Raw genomic sequence first — 18,817 nt, forward strand, 5'->3', positions numbered from 1 at the left:
CTGCATGACATGTAAACAAACGCCATTAAATAATTCTAACGCTGACTATTGGGTGTTTGGCTATGGCTCGCTGATGTGGCGACCGGGCTTTCCTTTTGCGGAGATGGTCCCGGCCCGGCTGAACGGCTGGCGGCGGGATATGTGCATCCAGTCGATCCACTATCGGGGCACGCCGGATGTCCCTGGTCTTGTCAGCGGTCTGACCCCCGGTGGTGAATGTTTAGGCCGAGCCTATAAAATTAGCCCGGATGATGTGGAACAGGTCGTGGCGTATCTGGACGAGCGTGAGCTGGTGACGGATGTATACTTAACGCAGCATCTTGATGTTGATCTGTTAGACGGGCGTTCGGTTTCGGCACGGGTGTATGTGGCCGACACCAACCATGATCAGTTTGCCGGGCATTGGTCCGTGACCGAAAAGATTGCGTACTTGCTCCAGGGAACAGGCTCAGAAGGCCGCAGTATCGAGTACCTCTCCAACATCGTGGAACAGCTTGAACTGTTGGAGATTGCAGACCCGGGCCTTGTAGACTTGCTTCGTCAGGCCCAAGCGCTTGAGCCTCTCTAGGCGATCTTCAGGCTCTAAGCCTTCTTCTTAGCGGCTTCTGTGCGGCGTTCTAGATCCGTTTTGCCGTCATTCAAGCCAAACAATTCCTTACCCCAAAGTGTACCGTTGATGTCCCAGGCCAGCGCCCGGTGCGCGGCACCGGCCAGCGTGTCTGAGAAAGCTGTATGCGCCGGGTTGCTGTCGGTCATGCCGCCCGCGCCCATGGCTTCAATCACACGTGTGGCAGCGCGCTTTGAGAGTGTTGCGACAAAAGCGCCGTTGCGTTTGAACTTTAACAATTCATCGGGTTTGAGGTTGCGGTCTTCTTCAGCTGCCGCCCACATATGCTCGAGATCACGGCGGTAGATAGAATACGCGGCATCAACTTCGGCTGAAGATTCGGCCGCGCGCAGTTGCAGGCTTTGAAATTCCGCGACCTTGGAGTTGTCCAGTGCAGCGCGCTCGCGCATGCCGTTCACGAAGTGATCGAGTGTACTTATGGCGCATCCTAGCGTTGGAATGGCGACCGAATATCCAAACACGTCCAGCATCGGCAGTTTGTAGACCGCGCTGGTGTTTAGTTTGCAGCCCGGTGAGTCCTTGGTGTTCAGTTCGGCAACGCGGGTCACGCGGTGCGCCGGGACCAGCACGTCTTGGACAATCACGTTGTTAGACCCGGTGGCCCGCATGCCGGGTGAGTACCAAACGTCATCAATTGTGTACTGGCCTTTTTCCAGCAGCACCATGGCCATGTCTGGCGGGCCGTCGCCGTTGAACACGGGGGTCATCAACGATACCCAATCACAATGATCCACGCCGGAACACCACATCCAGGTACCAGAAATTAAAACGTCGCCGCCGTCTTTTGGCGTGCCCTTGGAGCCCGGTTTAGATGCAAACGCCGCGCCTACCAGCGCGTCGGGGTTGTCTTCCCACACTTCTGCTTGGGCATCCGGTTCGTATTTTCCGAGCCACCAGTTGTGGCTGCCAATAATGCCAGAGACCCAACCGGTTGAGCCACAATGTTTGGCCAGTTCCAAGGCCACATCTGTGTGTGCGCCGAAAGGCAGTTCGTAGCCGCCAAAGCGTTTTGGCATGCAGGCCCGCAAGACTTTTGAGTCGACCAATTCCGCGATGGTGTCGTTAGGAACAGAACGCTTTTTCGCGGCATCAAAGCGGCGTTCGAAGATTTTTGGTCCGAGCGCGGCGGCGCGGGCAACCAGTTCTTCAGGTGTAGCCATCTCGATGCGATCTTGAACGTGGGTGTCGGGGGCCATGTTTGCGGCTCCTTGTTTTTGAATGACGTCTATTCGTTATCTTCTTTTTGTATGTGCCCGGATTTACCGGGATTCTAGGGGCAGAGCAACACTTGGCGATCCAGACGTTCGCTAAGGCCCTAATAGAAATTCGGTTAATACGCCAAGCTTGGCCATGCCATAGGGCCGGGCGCAGGTATCCCACACCATGGAGATATGTGAGCAGGCCGCGCCGATATCCGCGTTGGCTCTGTGCACAAAATTATCTTCATCGAGGCCGCGCGCGCCCATGGCTTCAGCCAGTCGCGTGGTGGCGCGCTTGGAAAGTTGCCCAACGTAAGACGCATTGCGTTTCAAGCGCGCAAGATCTTCCAGTTCAAGGGGTGGGCCGCCATTCAAGGATTGCCGTATCCGTGCGATGTCGTTTTCATACAGCAATCGCGCGCAGTCGATTTCGGCGGCTGACTCCGAGGTGCGCACTTGCAGCGTCGCATTCTCGGCAATCTTTTTTGCAAAAACGTCTGTCCTGGCCCCCATAGCTTCTGAGAAAGACATCAAAGCGCCCTCTGCCAGCCCAAGGGCCGGGGCCGATACACAGTAGTTGATCGCACCTTGAAGGGGCATGCGATAAACGCTGTGTGGATTATTGGCGGTGCCGGGTGTGTCCAGTTGGTTGATCTCGGCGTGTCCAATCACCCGATGTTCGGGCACAAAGGCGTTTTCAATAATCAGGTCATTGCTGCCCGTGCCGCGCAGTCCAAAGGTCCGCCAGTTGTCTTGGATTTTATAATCGCTTTTCGGCACCAGCATGAACCATGCCTCGGGCGGTCCATCTTCGCGGGGAATCCGCCCAACCACAATCACCCAGTCACAGGCATGAATGCCGCTGGAAAACATCCAGCGCCCAGAAATCTTAAACCCACCTTCAACCTTTTCGGTGGTTTGATACATGGAGGCAAAAGCCGACGCCGATATGGCGTCCGGGGTTGTGCCCCACACGTCGTCCTGGGCCTCCGGGGCGAATTTTCCCAGCATCCAATGGTGGGTGCCGCACACCGAGACGATCCACGCTGACGACCCGCAATACTTGCCGATTTCAGCGCCAGCTGAGGTCTGGGCGCCGAACGGCAACTCATACCCACCGGCCCGGGCTGGCTGACAGGCTTTGAGCAAACCCGCCCCCACCAGGTCTGCGACTGTCTCGTCAGGCAGGCGGCGCAAGTCGTAGGTTTTTGCGCGGCGCTCCGCCAGCGCGGGTCCAAGGTCTCGGGCACGGCGGATCAGGTCTTGTTCCGTGACTGCTGATGCTGCGCTGCCGTCGGCTGCCATGCCCCTGTCTCCAAAAGGTGATCTGTTATGTTAACTTTACCGGGGATTGGGAGTGAGGCAAGGAAAGTCCGGTCTGTGAGCGTGTATCTTGAGACGGAACGCTCCCAGAGCAACCGTTCTCAGTCCTTGGTCTGTGTTTCGTGAGCTTGGCTGAGGTGGGTCAGGTCATCCGCGTGATCTTCCCAGTTTTGGCCATCGAATTGTTAAAATCTGCTACTCGTCGAATGTGACATCAAAAGTACAGATATTAGAAATCATTTGGCCGGAACAATTTTCCCCACTTTTGTCGTTACTAAAATAGAACGACATTTAGAGGAGATTTTATGTGCGATGAAATATACTCAGATGAGACCCTAATTGCTAAGGGAGAAGAATTAGAATCTTGGCGTTACCCGGAGCTTACCAATTTTTCTGCAAGATTCTTCTACAGGTTTCTACCGATTCCGGAAAAACCGCAATTACCCCGGTTTCTTTATATCCCATTTAGTAGTGTTCAATTAGATGGTGCTTCAGATCACCGGCTGAGATTGCTCGGGGCGATTGCTAAATGGAATATTGCTTGGGAAGCCGGGCAGTTTCGGCATGAAATGTTTGGGCCTGATCAAGAAGAAGATAGTGTCCATGATATCGTCCCATCCCTGAGCAGGGTCCAAGGTCAAAACGTTTATCTCCTTGTAGACTCACCAAAGCGCTTTGACGCTTATCTCCCGCTATATTCAATGATTCCATATAAAACACTCGATGCAAACGGTTTGCCGGCAATCAGAAGAAATGTTTGGCCCGCGTTTCCAGCCTTTACTGAACGCATAGAAGGGCTACTTCCAGATGATTATCAGACGAAGCTGTCTGAGGCTTTTGCAAGTCGAATATGGCCCCATCTTATTTCAGGATCAAAATTAAAGGCGTTTGAAAAGAATGAGCCCATCAAACTGTTGGCACACAGCCTGGACTATTGGTTGCCATTTGCGACTTCCGTTATTCAAAATAGACTTAATTTGCACGAACTCACCGAGTTTGAAGAAGACAACGACAAATCAATGCTGTCCGACCTCAAGATTAGACTTGCAGTTGAGCCTGACGTTATACCTGAGCGACCCCGCAAAGGTGGAAGCATATGGATGGGTGAAGACGAAGCTTCTTCAGTTGTTAAGGAACTGGTCGAGTTGGCTGACCAGAATGGCCAGTTAAGAAACTTGATGGAATGTATTAAATCCAACCGAGTTGAAGAAGACTTTTCAGATAACTGGTCATATGCCAAGGAAGATTTCGAAAGAAAACTGTACCGAAAGCGGAACAAGATATCCGTCAAGTTCGTAGAGCTTGATTACGCAGATCAAGTTGTTGGGCCTTTTTCGGAGTTTTCCGATAACCTAATGTTCAACGATTTCTTTAGCGTTCTGAATCCTAAAGAAAGAGAGGTCGTTGTGTGCCTAACAAGAAGCAGCGCGAACCTTAGCGAAGCCGCTACTGAGTTAGGATATGCTAACCACAGCCCTGTATCTAAGCACCTAAAGCGGATTCAGGCGAAAGCAATCCGTTACTTTGAATAGTGTCAAATCAAGAATTGCTTGCAGCTAATTCATAATTCGTTTTCCATTAACCGCCAGTTACGTCATCCTCGAACGCTTTGACATCATTCAAGCCCAGCTTTGTGTTGGTTTCTTCCAGTGATGCCATTTTATCGAGCCAAGGCCGGGAATCGCCAGTTTCTTTTAGGTGCGCTAAAAACTCAGACACCTGACGCACGGCAATGCGCGATGTGGTGGACGGCCAGATGGTCAGCTTGAAACCGATGTCTTCAAGTTCCTTGGCCGAGAGAATAGGAGTCAGGCCGGTTTCACTCATATTGGCCATTTGCGGGCCAATACCGGCGTCGCAAATCTGATGCAATTCTTCGAGGGACTTGGGACCGTCAAAGAAAATCATATCGGCCCCGGCATCCATGAACATCTTAGCCCGGTCCATGGCCTCATCCATGCCGTGTGGGCCACGGGAATCAGTGCGCGCGATAATCAACAAATCCGGGTCCGTCCGGGCGGCGACGGCGGCTTTGATCTTGCGCTCGGCGACGTCGCGGGACTCAACAAATTTACCAGCCATATGGCCGCATTTCTTTGGCCAGATTTGATCTTCCAGCTGAACGCCAGCCACGCCGAGGGATTCCATGCCTTCGACCGTGCGTTTGACATTGGCAATGTCGCCGTAGCCGGTGTCACAATCGACAATTAAGGGAATCTCGGTCACCTGGCGCATGGCGCGCACCGTGTCTTCTAGCTCACCGTAGCCAATCAGGCCGACATCAGGCACGCCATAACGGACGCAGGCATTGCCATAGCCGGTCATGTAGCCAACGTCGAATCCCGCCTGCTCAATCAATCTCAGGTCCAAGGGGGTGCCAGCGCCCGGGGCAACAATCATGCCGGGGGCCGCCATTAAGTCGCGCAGTTTTTTGCGTTGGGGCAGGCTCATGGTGTGTCTCCTGTTGGCGTCACGAAGAAGCTTCTGTGACGAGGCGTTCCATACACGCTCTCAGTTTTGGCGGGATAGGGGTAGGTTTATTTTCAGGGCGAGAGACAAACACATGCACGAAGTGCCCGTTGGCAGCACAGTCTTCATCGCCTTCGACGAACAGACCAACCTCATAACGCACAGACGAATTGCCGAGTTTGCCAACGCGCAAGCCTGCATCAATCACTTGCGGAAACTGAATGGGTTTATGAAAGGCGCAGTGGGTCTCAATCGCTAATCCAACGATGTCGCCGTTCTCGTAATCCAAGCCACCTTCGCGGATCAGATACTCATTAATGACTGTGTCAAAGAAGGAGTAATAGACCACGTTGTTGACGTGTTGATAGACGTCATTGTCTTTCCAGCGTGTGGGAATCTTCAAAAAATGTTTGTAGCTGGAACGGGCTTCGCCGCGTTGAGTCATTAGTCTGTATCCTGCACTGGGAGAAACGCCCGCATCGTATAACCGGCGCATCTCCCACGAGCAAGGTCGTGTTTCTAAAGGACCGGACTACATCTCCGCCAAAACATCTGCGACTTCGTCCGCATTTGTCATCATCGCGTTACGATGCCAGGGCATGGCGCGATAATCCCATTCCGGATCATCCTTGGCGGGTCCCACCATATTCATCGAGGTTGGACTATAAATTTGCCCGACGCAGTGGAGATAGGTGCGCGGGAGACCCTCCCAGCCGCCGTTCTTAAGTTCTAGCGTGTCTGACCATTGGCGCGCGGGGTGGGTTGTGATTCTGCGTTTCAACCAGGCGATGTTTTCTTCGTCGTCGGCAGGCACAACCATCTCCATCGGATAATCTTCAAAAAAATCCATCTGATACCCGTCGATGAATTTTTCCTGGCGTTTGATCCAATAGTCGGGAAGGGAGCCGTCTTCTTTGCGGCTGACGCCACTGATGCGATCGCCATAGGGCACCAAAGCATCCAGAAACACAAGACGTTTGATCCGGCCTCTCATCCGATCAGCAACCCCAGTTATGGTTAGGCCCGCAAAGGAATGCCCCACCAGGATTACGTCCTGTAGTTCTTCGTACTCAATGATGTTGGCAATGTCTGTGACGTGAGTGTCCAGGCCAACGTCTGGGCTCATCAAATGTTTGCGGTCGCCGCAGCCGGTGCAGGATGGCGCAAACACTTCATGACCACGTGCGGTGAGATTGCGGCGCACATCGCGCCACTCCCACCCCCCATGCCAGGTGCCGTGGACCAGCACAAAAGACTTCCGTGTGCTGTCATTATCTTTTGTCGCAGCAATAGCGGAGTTTGTGGCCAATGCCGCGGCAGCAATGCCCAGTCCTCCAGCAACGGCGCGACGGGAAAGCCCGGTTTTGTGTGTGGTCATGAATGTCTCTCCAATATGAAGGCAAGTCTTGAAGCTCCCCTTCTTATTCGCTGAGACAGAGTTTTTTTGCAACCACATCCCAGATTTTGGCGTTTATGGTTGGTGAGGTCGCGCGGTTTACTGAGGGTTCACGTCGCTGTCTTTGACCTGAACTTTAAGTTCTCACAAGCTGTTTGGCCTTGCCACCGTATCCCGGCGCACTTTTGCGTCCTGTATAAACCGGAGGCTTTCATGACCAAGTATTATGCACTCGCATTGTCCCTAGCTTATGTTGCTGGCGCAGCAACATCGCAAATCAGCATGGTGGTTCTTGGCATCTAAATTCAGACGCTGGATGTCAAAAGGGCCGCTCGACTGGAGCGGCCCTTTGGTGGCGACGTTCATTGCGGATATTTCTTAGTCGTCCAGTTCAGAATTCTTGCCGTCGCCTTTGCTCTGCAAAGCATCCAACTCGTCCTGGACGGTTTTCAGGACGCGCGCAATATAGGCGCTGCGGCGCTCGCTTCGGATTTGATCGACATCGTCAGGAATGTCGTAGTGTTCGATCTCGTCGACTTTGAACACGCCATGTTTCTCAATCAGGCGCTCGACCGTATCTAAGCGGTCCCGGGTCACAGAAAGTTCGCCCATCAAAGTCAGAACCATCGACAACAGTTTGTCGACGGTTGGGTCTGCAAAATATTGTGGTTTTTTGCCCTTGGCAGTGCGGGGCAGTTTGATTTTCTTTTGATCATCATTGGGCATTGTGCGTCCCATCCCTCAAAGTGTTTCTAGGTGTCAGTAAATTATTTGATGCCAATGGTGATGGGAAACTCAAACCCGTCGTCTGCGTAGGGGGTTTGATCTTCCATCCAGAACGAGCCAGCGGATTTAAGGTGAATGTTTTCGTCCTTAAATCCAGCTTTCCGGCACAGCTCTGCCATATCCATATCTCTTAACTGAGCAAAGAAGTGCTCGTTGTTGTTGTAAATTTCCCACTCAAACAGAAATCCTTCCAACGGCGGTTGCCCATGGGCTTGCGGCAGGTCCATGTGCATCATTACGCCGCCGGGTTTGAGCAAGCGGTAGGATTCGTTAAAGACGTTTTGAATGGCTGTGCGTGAGGTTTCATGCAGAAGAATATGCGACATCACAACGTCAAAGCTCTCATCTTCGAAGTTGGTGTGTTCTGCATTCTGTTGGCTGAAATGCACGGTAGCGCCCAAGGCTTCGGCACGGGCATGGCCATAGCGCAGCACCGGCGCGCCAACATCAATGGCATGACATTCGGCATCTGGGTTTTGTTGTGCCCAATAGGTTATGGATCCGCCGATGGTGCAGCCCATATCCAGGATGCGCTTCGGCTTCATGTCGGGGAATTCGTTTTTGAAAAACCCATGGGTGATTTGGCCAAGGGCGTTGTTGCCGGTGCCGAGGCCACCCATAGAGTAAATGTAGGTGCCCCAGTCGTACATGGCACCCGCGGCCACATCATCTTCAATCTGATCGGAGTGATAGGCCCCTGGCTGCAAGTGAATGTCTGCCGCTACATGATACTTTGGTGTTTCCAGATCAGGGTCCAGCGTGAGTGAGCCTTTGGTAGCAGCTTTGCGGGATTTCTCGATCAACTCGGGCAATTGCCGCTCTACAGAATCAATGACCGAGTCCCAAATCATTTCCTGACTGTTGCGCTGCATGGCGCTCCAGAAGGAATAATAGGGATCGTGGGTCATAACCCGGCGTACTTCATGCCGGGTTTCCGGTTCGCGGCCTTTGTCTTTGATGAACTGCGGCAGCACCCGGTTGTAGTACGTGGGAAAATTGCCAGGAAAGACTTTGCTGGCGAGATGAATACGAAAATCATTCACAAACGACTGACGTGATTCTTCATCATGAACGCGTTGGGCCAGCATGTCATGGTTCTCAAGAGGGATCATTTAAAACTCCACTGCAGGCAACGTTAGGGTCTGACTCTACCTTATCGGGCTATGTCGCAGAGGCGAGTCCTCTACGTTTAGCGATCATCTGTTGGTCAGCGGAACGCCTCCCACGCTTAAAGACTTCACCTGATTTAGCGGGGCAGGGCTTTGACTTTCGTCAAGCCAAGCGCTGGGCGATTAGTCTTTTACCGGAGCCTGTGGGTGCATCCGGAAAACCCGCTTCAGATAGGCTTCGCGCCGCTCATTGCGGGCGTTCTCGACGTCTTCATTGGGACGATACGCTTCAATGTCATCACGACTAATGGTGCCTTTTTCGTCGAGCAGGCGTTCAATTGTATCCATACGGTCATACACCACGGACACCTCGGCCGAGAGTTCGAGGATAAAAGTCATGATTTGATCAATGGCAGGATCATCAAAAAAGACAGATCGTTTACCTTTGGCATCCCGGGGTAACGTAATTTTTGGTTGTTCGGTCATCTTTTTTCTCTATCTAAATTTAGCGTGAGGGTTCCTCATAAGCCCGGCTCTAGGGAGCTGCGGGCGGCGGTTGAACCACGATTAAACGATGTCCGCTGGGTTCTAGCAGAATCATCTCCTTTTCTGGAGGATAATTCTCAGCCGCAGCCGCTTCGTCTGGTGTCATCAAAACAGTATAACCGCCATCGACGGCCCGTTCATAGACAGAGGTAATATCGTTAACCGACAAAGCAAGGGTCGTCGCGTTGCTGGCGTTCGCTGTCGCATCAATGATCAGGCCGGGCGCACTCACCAAAACCATCGCACCCGTCTGGTTACGATCATTGAGTGCTAGCACAGTGATATCAACGCCGTCTGGCGCACCAATGGCTTTGCGCAGGACCGGGCTGTTGTAAACGACCCGTCCACCGTCCGTCATATTGAGGACTTCAGTGAAAAATTTCAGCGACGCGTCTAGGTCAGAGACAGGCATGGTTGGGCGACGCAGATCAGCAATCGTTAGGTCTTCTTCTCCTTCAGCATAAGCTGAGCCGCCTAAGGTGAGGGGCAGAACGAGTGACAGGGCGAGTCCGATAGCCGCAAAAAAGCGCATGGCGTTTATCCTCTAAACGGGAACGGTGCCGGGATTGTACTCGAACAAGCCCATGCTTTCTTCGTTCTTATGTTTTGAATCGTCATACTGCTCAGGATGATCGCTTTGCAGACGTTCCCGGGCCGCGCGCGAATTCACAAGAACGCTATTGGCCCGCTCTTTCCGCGCCGCTTCATAGCGTGTCAGGGCTTCTTCAATGGTGTCTGACGCACCGAAGGCGCGGCCCAGTACAACACCATCTTCAATGCCCATAGCGGCGCCCATGCCCATAAAGGGCAGCATGGGGTGGGCCGCATCACCCACTAAAGTCACGCGCCCTTTTGTCCACTGGTCTAAAGGGTCACGGTCATACAAGGCCCATTTGAACACTTTGTCCTTTGGGGCGGCTTTGATCAGATCGCTGATCCTGGGGTGCCAGTCGCCGAACTCTTCCATCAATTCGTCTTGGGTGACGGGGATCGACCAGCCTTCTTCGTCCCACCCGTCACGGCGCACGAACGCAACGAAGTTGATCAAAGTGCCGTGTCTTACCAGATACCGCGTAAAGGCTTTGCGCGGCGCGATGGCCACGCCGGAGGCTGGGGTAACGAGATCGTCAGACAGATCGCCTTTGGTCACGATGCCACGGTAGGCGACATTGCCCGTGAACTTCGGGTCTTCCGGGCCGAACATGGCACTGCGCACGGCCGATCGAATACCGTCGGCCCCAATCACCACATCAACGGTGGCGGTGTTGCCATTGGTAAACGTGATTTCAATGCCATCCTTAGTTTCGGTGTAACTGTCAAAGGCGTGGTCGAGCACCAGGCAGTCCGGGTCATTGGCGCGTGCGGCATCACAGAGAATCTGGTGCAGGTCCGCGCGATGAATTTGATAATAATGTGCACCGTATTTTTGCAGCGGAATATCGCCGCGCTTGGTTTCCACCAAGATCTCACCCGTTTGGTAATGCATGATGGCTTGCGACGCTGGTACGTGCGCCTGTGCGGCCAGGGCTTTACCAACACCTACATACTCAAGGCCATGGGTCGAGTTGGGGCTTAGCGTTAACCCAGCACCAACTTCCCCCAGTTCAGGCGCAAGTTCATAGACGGTCGGTTTGAAACCGTTTTTTTGAAGCGACAGAGCCGCCGTGAGCCCCGCCATGCCAGCGCCAATGACGGCAATACGTGTGTTTTTCATGGCCGGTTTCACCTTTACTCATGCAACACCATTATGGTGCACAGTGCCCGCATCATCCCCGCAGACTCAATCCGCTTGGTGATACAAAACCGGTAAGTGGACGCTTCGCAGCTGAAATCTCAGAGGGCCTTCAAATAGGCCAGCACGTCATCCATGTTTTTGACTTCTGCGTACTTGGCCTGCAGATCAAACAAATTGGATTCATGGGGCCGCACATCTCTATCACCCACTGCTTCCCGCACAACAATGGGAATAAACCCAGACTGGCAGGCATCCAATGTGGAGGCACGCACGCAGCCGGAGGTGCTCCAACCGGTAATCAACAAGGTGTCGACTCCGGCCGCCGTTAATGTTGATGCCAAGTTGGTGCCGAAGAAAGCGCTGGCATATTGCTTGGTGATCACGACCTCATCGTCTTGCGGCTCAAGTCCCTCGACAAATTCACCCATGGGGCTGCCGCGGTCGAAGTTTTTCAGCGCCGGTACCTTGCGGTAGAACACGCCACCATCAGCACCACCGGGCGTGAACTCCACCCGGGTATACACAATCATGATCCCCGCTTTGCGCGCCGCCACCAGAAGCTGACGCGCCGCCGCAGCGGAGTCCTCGACCCCGGCATACAACCCACAGTCTTTGGTGATGTAGGCCTTGGCAAAGTCGATCAGCAGCAGCGCGGGCTTCTTACCGAAGTCCAGCGCGCCACCGAATCCGGCCTTGTCGTAATCTTGGTTGAGGTTTTTCTCATCAGCCATGCTGGCAATCCTTCTGCGTATCTCTGATCATTGCTTGCAAATCAGATGATGCCTTTTTCTTTGTAATCACCGATTTGCTTGTCCGTCATGCCGAGGATGTCTTTGTAGACGTGCTCGTTATGCTCGCCATGATCTGGCCCGGTCCAGCGCACGTTGCCCGGGGTGCGCGAGAATTTTGGGAAGGTGTTTTGCATCTTTAGCGACCCAATGGTTTTGTCGGCGACTTCAATGATGGCTTCACGGGCTTTGAAGTGGGCATCTTCCAGCATCTCTGGGGCACGATAAATCAAACCTGAGGGCACACCCGCTTCATCCATGGCGGCTTCCAATTCCTTCACGGTTTTGGTCTTGGTCCAGTCGTTGATCAGGTTGTCCAATTCGGTCTGGTTTTCGCCGCGCGCATGGTGTGTCGCGTAGCGGGCGTTTTCGGCCAGTTCGGGCTGACCCATGGCGGCACACAAACGTCCAAACACGGTGTCCTGGTTGGCGGCGATCAGGAACTGCCCGTCCTTGGCTTCATAGATGTTGGAGGGCGCCACTTGCGGTAAAATCGAGCCCGTGCGCTCGCGAATGTGACCTGTCTTGTCATATTCACTGACCAGGCTTTCCATCATCGCGAACACGGCTTCATAGATCGCCGAGTCGACAACCTGGCCTTTGCCGGTGACGTGGCGGTTGTGCAGCGCCATCAGGGCGCCGAGGCAGCCGTATGTGGCCGCCAAAGTATCCCCGATGGAAATACCAGCCCGGCTTGGTGGGGTTGTTGGATCTCCAATCACGTAGCGCAGACCGCCCATGGCCTCTCCGACGGCGGCATAACCTGCTTTGTGGGCGTAAGGGCCGGTTTGTCCGTAGCCCGAAACGCGGATCATGATGATGGCTTCGTTGATGGCCGAGAGAACGTCATAGCCCAGGTTCCAGCGTTCCAGAGTGCCAGGGCGGAAGTTTTCCAGCAGGAAGTCCGACTTCTTAACCAGCTCCTTGATGATCTCTTGACCTTCAGGGACGCGCGCATTCAAGGTGATGCACTTTTTGTTGCGCGCCAGAATCGGCCACCAGAGAGATTTGCCGTTCACCAGTTCACGGCCCCATTGACGCATCGGGTCGCCCACAGTTGGCTGCTCGATCTTAATGACTTCGGCGCCAAAATCGCCCATCAATTGGCCGCAGAATGGTCCTGCCAAGAGTTGACCCATTTCGATCATGCGGAGCCCCGCCAAGGGGCCTGTGGCTTCTTGAGACATGGTGGTACGTCCTCTCCCGATATGGCCCGGTTTTCGCGAGCCTTGTTTACTGTTGCTGCTGTTCGACGATTGCGCCTGCTTTAAGCATATTCCAATCTCAACGAGGATCAGGATAAAGCCAATGGGCGAAGGGTGAACAGCCCCCGTCAGGTGTTTAGCGACCGGCACGCGACGATTCAAGCATCCAGACACGCTCCTAGGCCCGCGAAAACTTGCAAAGGGAGACGTCCCGACTAATATCCTGGTTACGGGCCAAGGTTATAAAACCTGGCCAAAAAGACGAGTCCACTACTTATAGACGAGTCCACTACTTATATAAGAGAGAGGTTACGCCATGACGCGCGCAGTCACTTTGGTTGAAGTTGGTCCCCGTGATGGCATCCAGGCCGAGCCCACCATTTTGTCCACTGCGGATAAAATTGAGTTTATCACCAGGTCTATCGATGCCGGCACCAAGCGGATCGAGGTCACCAGCTTCGTAAATCCCAAGCGTGTGCCCCAAATGGCCGATGCGGTTGAAGTGCTTGCTGGCCTTCCGAAAAACAGCGGCTGCTCCTTTATCGGGCTTATCTTAAATATGAAGGGGTATGAACGTGCCCGTGATGCCGGTGTGGATGAAGTCGGCTACGCTGTTGTGGCCACGGATACCTTCGCCACCAAGAACCAGGGTATGACCTCTGCTGAAACGGTCGCGGCCTGGAATGAAGTCGGAAAACTCGCCAAATCCGAGGGGGTTAAGGCGGGTGTCACTATCGGTGCATCCTTCGGCTGTCCGTTTGAGGGTGAGGTGTCTCCCGATCATGTGGCGGATATGGCCAAGCGCTGTGCCGAATCCGAGCCTGTTGAAATCGCCCTGGCTGATACCATTGGCTGTGCCGACCCCATTCGCGTGACTGAGTTGATCGGTAAGGTCAAAGAGGCTGTGCCCGGCATGCCTATTCGGGTGCACCTGCACAACACCCGCAACACCGGCTTAGCGAACGCTTATGCGGCTGTTGAAGCGGGCGTAGACTTTATGGATGCGTCTACCGGCGGCATTGGTGGTTGTCCGTTTGCGCCCCGTGCTACAGGCAATATTCCGTTGGAAGATTTGGTTTACATGCTCAACCGTATGGGTGTGGAAACCGGCATCGATATCAATAAGATCATCAGCAACGCAGACTGGATCGCCGAGCGACTCGGGGGACCCGTTCCAGCCATGTTGGGTAAGGCCGGCGTGTTCCCAGATAACGCAAAAGCGGCTTAAACAGGCTCAGAACACTTCCATGGGGGTAGTCATAGGGGCGATTTTGCGGTAGTTGGGCGGCGCGGTTCTGAGTCTTTTCATCTTGAGTCGATTTGGCCGGGCTGCTGAGTTAAGTTTACGAAGCCTTTTCTATTCGGGCTTCGTAGGGAGTCGAGCGGTTGTGAAGCACTTCTTAGGTGAAACACCTGTTAGAGTGTCATCAGCCAAATTAAAATAATTCAGATATAGGGACGTGACCGCGCAATGTCTTACGTACTCGGGTGTGATGTCGGGGGAACCTTTACGGATCTACTCCTGATCAATGAAAAAACTGGCGAAACTTTCCGGGGTAAAACCCCATCAACACCGGCGGATCAGTCCATCGGCGTGATGAACGGGATTGCCCGCATCTGTGAAGATGCAGGAATTAAGCCAACAGAAATCAACGAGTTGATGCACGGCACAACCGTGGCAACGAACGCCATTCTGGAAGGCAAGGGCGCTGAGGTCGGTCTGATTGTGACTGACGGTTATCGCCAAGTTCTTCAGATTGGCCGGTCTTTCGTGCCAGGCGGTCTTGCTGGCTGGATTGTGTGGCCAAAGCCAACACCACTCGCGCTGCTTGAAAACACCGTCGAAGTTAAAGAGCGCATTGGTGCCAAAGGCGAAGTGGTCCGCAAGCTTGAAGAAGACTCCGTGGTTGAAGCCTGCAAAATCCTGAAACGTCAGAAGGTCCAGGCTGTCACTGTGTCGTTGATGAACTCATTCGCCAACGGTGCCCACGAAAAGAAAATCCGCAAAATCGTCGAAAAAGAAATGCCCGGCGTCCCGGTCAGTCTCAGCCACGAAGTATTGCCGGAAATGTACGAATACGAGCGGACCCTGACCGCGGTCGCTAACTCTTATGTGCGCCCGACGGTGTCCAAATACCTCGGCAACCTGGAAACCGCCCTCAAGAAGCAAACCGGCAAATGCAAATACAAAGTGTTGCGCTCTGACGGTGGCCTGATGGCCTTCGGGAACGCCTCTGATCGTCCCGTTTCTTTGATGATGTCTGGTCCTGCTGGCGGTGTTGCGGGTGCCCTTTGGGTGGCCAAGCAATCTGGCTTCAAGAACCTGCTGACCTTCGATATGGGGGGCACCTCCACGGACGTGGCGTTGATTGAAAACAACGAGCCTCAGTTGCGTCGTGAAACACGCGTTGGTGATGTGACCGTTCGGTCCTCCTCTCTTGACGTGCGCACGGTTGGTGCTGGTGGCGGTTCTTTGGCCCGTGTGCCAGAGCTCACCGGCGCGCTGCGTGTTGGCCCGGAAAGTGCTGGCGCTGATCCCGGTCCGGCTTGCTACGGCAAGGGCGGCACCGAACCAGCGGTGACAGACGCTAACGTTGTGTTGGGTCACTTGCCACCGTCTCTCATTGGCGGCGAAATGAAGCTTGATGTTAAAGCCTCACGCGCAGCCGTTAAGAAGGCCGTTGCTGATCCGCTGAAGATTTCTGTTGAAGCCGCTGCTGAAGGCATCATCAAAATCGTCAACGAAAACATGTTTGGTGCCCTTCGCCTGGTGTCCATCGAACAGGGTTACGATCCCCGTGACTTTGCGTTGATCGGGTTCGGCGGTGCCGGTCCGCTGCATGCCAACGCTCTTGGTAAGTTGACTGGCTCTTGGCCGGTGATCATTCCGCCAGGCCCGGGCGTGTTGTGTGCCTATGGCGATGCCACCACACGGGTGCGTAACGAAGCCTCTAAAACATTCATCCGTCGTTACTCGGAAACGAACGACAAAGAAGTCGCAAAGATTTTCAAAGAACTCACCGAAAATGCGGCCAAGTCTTTGATCAAAGAAGGTGTTGAAAAGAAAGAGCACCAAATTGTTTGGGAACTGGATATTCGCTACACAGGTCAGGGCTTTTCCCTCACCGTGCCGTGTAAAGTTGCCGGTTTCGAGAAAAACGGTCTTGAGCAAGCGGCCAAGTCCTTTGATGCCAGCCACACCCGTATGTTTACATTTGCGCTCGATGCCGAGCACGAAATCGTCAACATGCGTGCCGTGGTGATGGGGGATGCACCAAACGTGAAAGCCGTGAAGGCGAGCAAAGGCACAGCCAATGCCAGCGCGGCTGTGATCGACGATAAGCACACCATTTGGTCAGACGGCAAAGCACACAAAGCCAAGATCTATGATCGGGCTAAGTTGAAGGCTGGCAACAAGATTCCTGGCCCAGCGGTTGTGACCGAGTTTGACTCCACAACAGTCATCCTCGCCGATTGCGAAGGCACTGTGGATCACGTCGGTTGTATTCTCATTACGCCAAAGGGTTGGAAAGGCGGTAAAGCCAAGGCAAAGCCTGCGACGAAGGCAAAGGCCAAGGCAAAGCCTAAGCCTAAGGCAAAAGCCAAGAGCAAGACGGCATCCAAGTCTAAAGCGAAGAAATAGGGCGAGGTTAGGAGAAGAATTATGGCTAAAAAAACATCAAAAGCGCAGATCATCCAAACCAACAAGAAGCCCTTTAAAAAGGTCAAGATCGACGCGATCACACTCGACATTATTGAAAGCGCCTTGCGCAATGCCCGTTACGAAATGGACGCCACGGTTTTCCGGACGGCCATGTCCCCTGGTATTCGTGAACAGCACGATGCGTTCCCGCTGATTGCTGACCGCAACGGCAAGATGGTTGTTGGGCAGTTTGGGTCGTTCATCGACGGCTTCTTGCGCGGCTATGACGGCACGGTCGAAGAAGGCGACGTCTTCTTCACCAACGATCCTTACAAGGTTGAGGGCGCGATCAGTCACGCCAACGACTGGCTCATCGTGGTTCCCATTTTCTATGATGGCCGTCTGGTGGGGTGGTCTTGTCACTTCGGTCACATGACCGATAACGGCGGTAAAGTTCCGGGCTCCATGCCAACGGATGCGACGACGATCTTCGAAGAAGGTCTCGTGACGCCGCCAACCAAGCTCTACAAAAAGGGTGTGCTGCAAGAAACTCTGCTCGAGCTCATGCTCAACCAGGTGCGTTTGCCCCAGTGGAACCGCTCAGATCTCAACGCTGTTCTCGCCGCCTGTCGTGTGGCCGAGAAGCGCGTCAAGGAAATGTGTGACCGCTTTGGCGATGACGTTTATGTCTCTGCCACACAAGCGGCTCTGGATCGGAACCTCCGCGCCGTTGGCGGCTTGATTCAACAAGCCATTGGCGTTGAGCCGGTCTCCTTTGAAGACTACGTCGATGACGATGGTCGCGGCTACGGTCCTTACAAAATCAAGTGCACCATGTGGCGCGAAGGCAAGAAGGTGATCCTCGACTGGGAAGGCACAGACCCCCAGGCCATCGGGTCCATCAACTTCTACCTCAATGAAAACATGCTCAAGATGTTCTGGGGTGTGTACATGATCATGGTCTTCGATCCGGAAATCCTGTTCAACGACGGGTTCTACGATTTGGTCGATGTCCGGATCCCACAGGGGACGTTGCTCAAGCCAAACTTCCCGGCGGCTCTGTCCTGCCGGACCCACGCCCTGGGCCGTATCTTTGATACCTTTGCAGCTCTGCTGGGCCAGAAAAACCCAGACTTCCTGGCGGCTGCTGGCTTCTCCTCTTCACCGCACTTTATGTACTCCGGTACAGACAGCCGCGGCGAATGGTACCAGCTCTATCAAATTGGCTTCGGTGGCATTCCGGCCCGTCCACACGGCGATGGCCCGGATGGTCACTCCATGTGGCCGAGCTTCACCAACGTGCCGCAGGAATATCTGGAAGCTTACTTCCCCCTGCGGATCGAGAAGCACGAAACCGTTGCAGATACAGGCGGTCCAGGCTTCTACCGCGGCGGTAACGCGCTGCGCGTGGATTACGGCTTCCTCGAAGATGGCGAAATCTCCATCCACGATGACCGCTGGTTGACATACCCCTGGGGTGTCACAGGCGGCGAACCGGGTGAGCGGTCCATCAAGGTCATGTACCGGGGTGGCTATGACACCGGTGTGGTCGAGTATCACCAGTCCAAATGTGACAACATCAAAGTGAAAAAGGGCGACATTCTTGCCTTTATCACGTGGGGTGGCGGCGGCGTCGGCAACCCACTCGAGCGCGATGCTGAAACAGTGGCGCTGGAGGTCCGTCGTGGGCTGGTCACCGTTGCCGGTGCCAAGCGTTATGGTGTGGTGTGCAGTGAAGCCGGTGTCGTAAACGCTGCGGCCACTGAAAAGCTCCGCAAGGAAATGCAGGCCAAGCGTCCCAAGAAGACTCCCGTCTTCAATAAGGGGCCAGATCACAAAACCATTCTCGCTAATTGCGAGAAAGAAACACATCTCAAGGCCCCCAAGCCGCCGGTGTTCCAGCCGGCCTCAACCTTGGCTCAAGCGGCTGAATAAAGCGCCGCTCAGTCTTGAGAAACGTTTTCGGGGCGGCCACACTGGTCGCCCCGTT

At 54.1% G+C, this 18,817-nt stretch carries 17 protein-coding genes; 5 read left to right on the top strand and 12 right to left on the bottom strand.

Features of this window, described 5'->3' with window-relative positions; translation table 11 throughout:
* The first annotated feature begins 4 nt into the window (after positions 1-4).
* Positions 5-568: a gamma-glutamylcyclotransferase gene (locus RIC29_13715; protein ID MEQ8735977.1), complete on the top strand. Its 564-nt coding sequence runs from the start codon at positions 5-7 to the stop codon at positions 566-568.
* A 14-nt stretch (positions 569-582) separates the two neighbouring features.
* Here RIC29_13715 and RIC29_13720 read toward each other — a convergent pair whose 3' ends face one another.
* Both RIC29_13720 and RIC29_13725 read right to left on the bottom strand, forming a co-directional pair.
* Positions 583-1,824 (bottom strand): acyl-CoA dehydrogenase family protein, encoded by a 1,242-nt coding sequence (locus tag RIC29_13720; protein MEQ8735978.1) that lies wholly within the window; start codon positions 1,822-1,824, stop codon positions 583-585.
* 111 nt (positions 1,825-1,935) lie between these two features.
* Entirely contained in the window at positions 1,936-3,132 is a 1,197-nt protein-coding gene (locus RIC29_13725) for a hypothetical protein (protein ID MEQ8735979.1), read from the bottom strand.
* A 323-nt stretch (positions 3,133-3,455) separates the two neighbouring features.
* On the opposite strand from RIC29_13725, the gene RIC29_13730 reads away from it, so the two are divergent.
* Positions 3,456-4,682, top strand: coding sequence for a hypothetical protein (locus tag RIC29_13730; GenBank protein MEQ8735980.1), 1,227 nt, complete (start codon positions 3,456-3,458; stop codon positions 4,680-4,682).
* Between the two features lie 46 nt (positions 4,683-4,728).
* Here the strand turns inward: RIC29_13730 and RIC29_13735 are convergent, their stop codons facing one another.
* From RIC29_13735 to RIC29_13780, 10 genes are all read right to left on the bottom strand, one after another.
* Positions 4,729-5,601: an isocitrate lyase/phosphoenolpyruvate mutase family protein gene (locus RIC29_13735; protein ID MEQ8735981.1), complete on the bottom strand. Its 873-nt coding sequence runs from the start codon at positions 5,599-5,601 to the stop codon at positions 4,729-4,731.
* A 19-nt stretch (positions 5,602-5,620) separates the two neighbouring features.
* Positions 5,621-6,064 (bottom strand): thioesterase family protein, encoded by a 444-nt coding sequence (locus RIC29_13740; protein ID MEQ8735982.1) that lies wholly within the window; start codon positions 6,062-6,064, stop codon positions 5,621-5,623.
* A gap of 87 nt (positions 6,065-6,151) precedes the next feature.
* On the bottom strand, positions 6,152-6,997 hold the full coding sequence (locus RIC29_13745; protein ID MEQ8735983.1) for an alpha/beta hydrolase: 846 nt from the start codon (positions 6,995-6,997) through the stop codon (positions 6,152-6,154).
* Positions 6,998-7,393: 396 nt separating this feature from the next.
* Positions 7,394-7,741, bottom strand: a complete 348-nt coding sequence (locus RIC29_13750; GenBank protein ID MEQ8735984.1) for a hypothetical protein — start codon at positions 7,739-7,741, stop codon at positions 7,394-7,396.
* 41 nt (positions 7,742-7,782) lie between these two features.
* Entirely contained in the window at positions 7,783-8,913 is a 1,131-nt protein-coding gene (locus RIC29_13755) for a methyltransferase domain-containing protein (protein MEQ8735985.1), read from the bottom strand.
* Between the two features lie 180 nt (positions 8,914-9,093).
* Positions 9,094-9,396, bottom strand: coding sequence for a hypothetical protein (locus RIC29_13760; GenBank protein MEQ8735986.1), 303 nt, complete (start codon positions 9,394-9,396; stop codon positions 9,094-9,096).
* A gap of 49 nt (positions 9,397-9,445) precedes the next feature.
* Positions 9,446-9,988: a VOC family protein gene (locus tag RIC29_13765; GenBank protein MEQ8735987.1), complete on the bottom strand. Its 543-nt coding sequence runs from the start codon at positions 9,986-9,988 to the stop codon at positions 9,446-9,448.
* Positions 9,989-10,000: 12 nt separating this feature from the next.
* Positions 10,001-11,170, bottom strand: coding sequence for an FAD-dependent monooxygenase (locus RIC29_13770; protein MEQ8735988.1), 1,170 nt, complete (start codon positions 11,168-11,170; stop codon positions 10,001-10,003).
* Between the two features lie 119 nt (positions 11,171-11,289).
* A complete protein-coding gene (locus RIC29_13775) occupies positions 11,290-11,922 on the bottom strand; it encodes an isochorismatase family protein (protein MEQ8735989.1) in 633 nt (210 codons plus the stop codon).
* Positions 11,923-11,963: 41 nt separating this feature from the next.
* Complete coding sequence (locus RIC29_13780) at positions 11,964-13,166, bottom strand: CaiB/BaiF CoA-transferase family protein (GenBank protein ID MEQ8735990.1); 1,203 nt, start codon at positions 13,164-13,166, stop codon at positions 11,964-11,966.
* Between the two features lie 334 nt (positions 13,167-13,500).
* On the opposite strand from RIC29_13780, the gene RIC29_13785 reads away from it, so the two are divergent.
* The 3 genes from RIC29_13785 to RIC29_13795 all read left to right on the top strand — a co-directional run bounded on the left by RIC29_13785 (position 13,501) and on the right by RIC29_13795 (position 18,762).
* Positions 13,501-14,412 (top strand): hydroxymethylglutaryl-CoA lyase, encoded by a 912-nt coding sequence (locus tag RIC29_13785; protein ID MEQ8735991.1) that lies wholly within the window; start codon positions 13,501-13,503, stop codon positions 14,410-14,412.
* Between the two features lie 243 nt (positions 14,413-14,655).
* Positions 14,656-16,827: a hydantoinase/oxoprolinase family protein gene (locus tag RIC29_13790; protein MEQ8735992.1), complete on the top strand. Its 2,172-nt coding sequence runs from the start codon at positions 14,656-14,658 to the stop codon at positions 16,825-16,827.
* Positions 16,828-16,848: 21 nt separating this feature from the next.
* Entirely contained in the window at positions 16,849-18,762 is a 1,914-nt protein-coding gene (locus RIC29_13795) for a hydantoinase B/oxoprolinase family protein (GenBank protein MEQ8735993.1), read from the top strand.
* The last annotated feature ends 55 nt before the right edge of the window (positions 18,763-18,817 follow it).

It is taken from the genome of Rhodospirillaceae bacterium, assembly GCA_040219235.1.
Lineage (GTDB): Bacteria > Pseudomonadota > Alphaproteobacteria > Rhodospirillales > Rhodospirillaceae > WLXB01.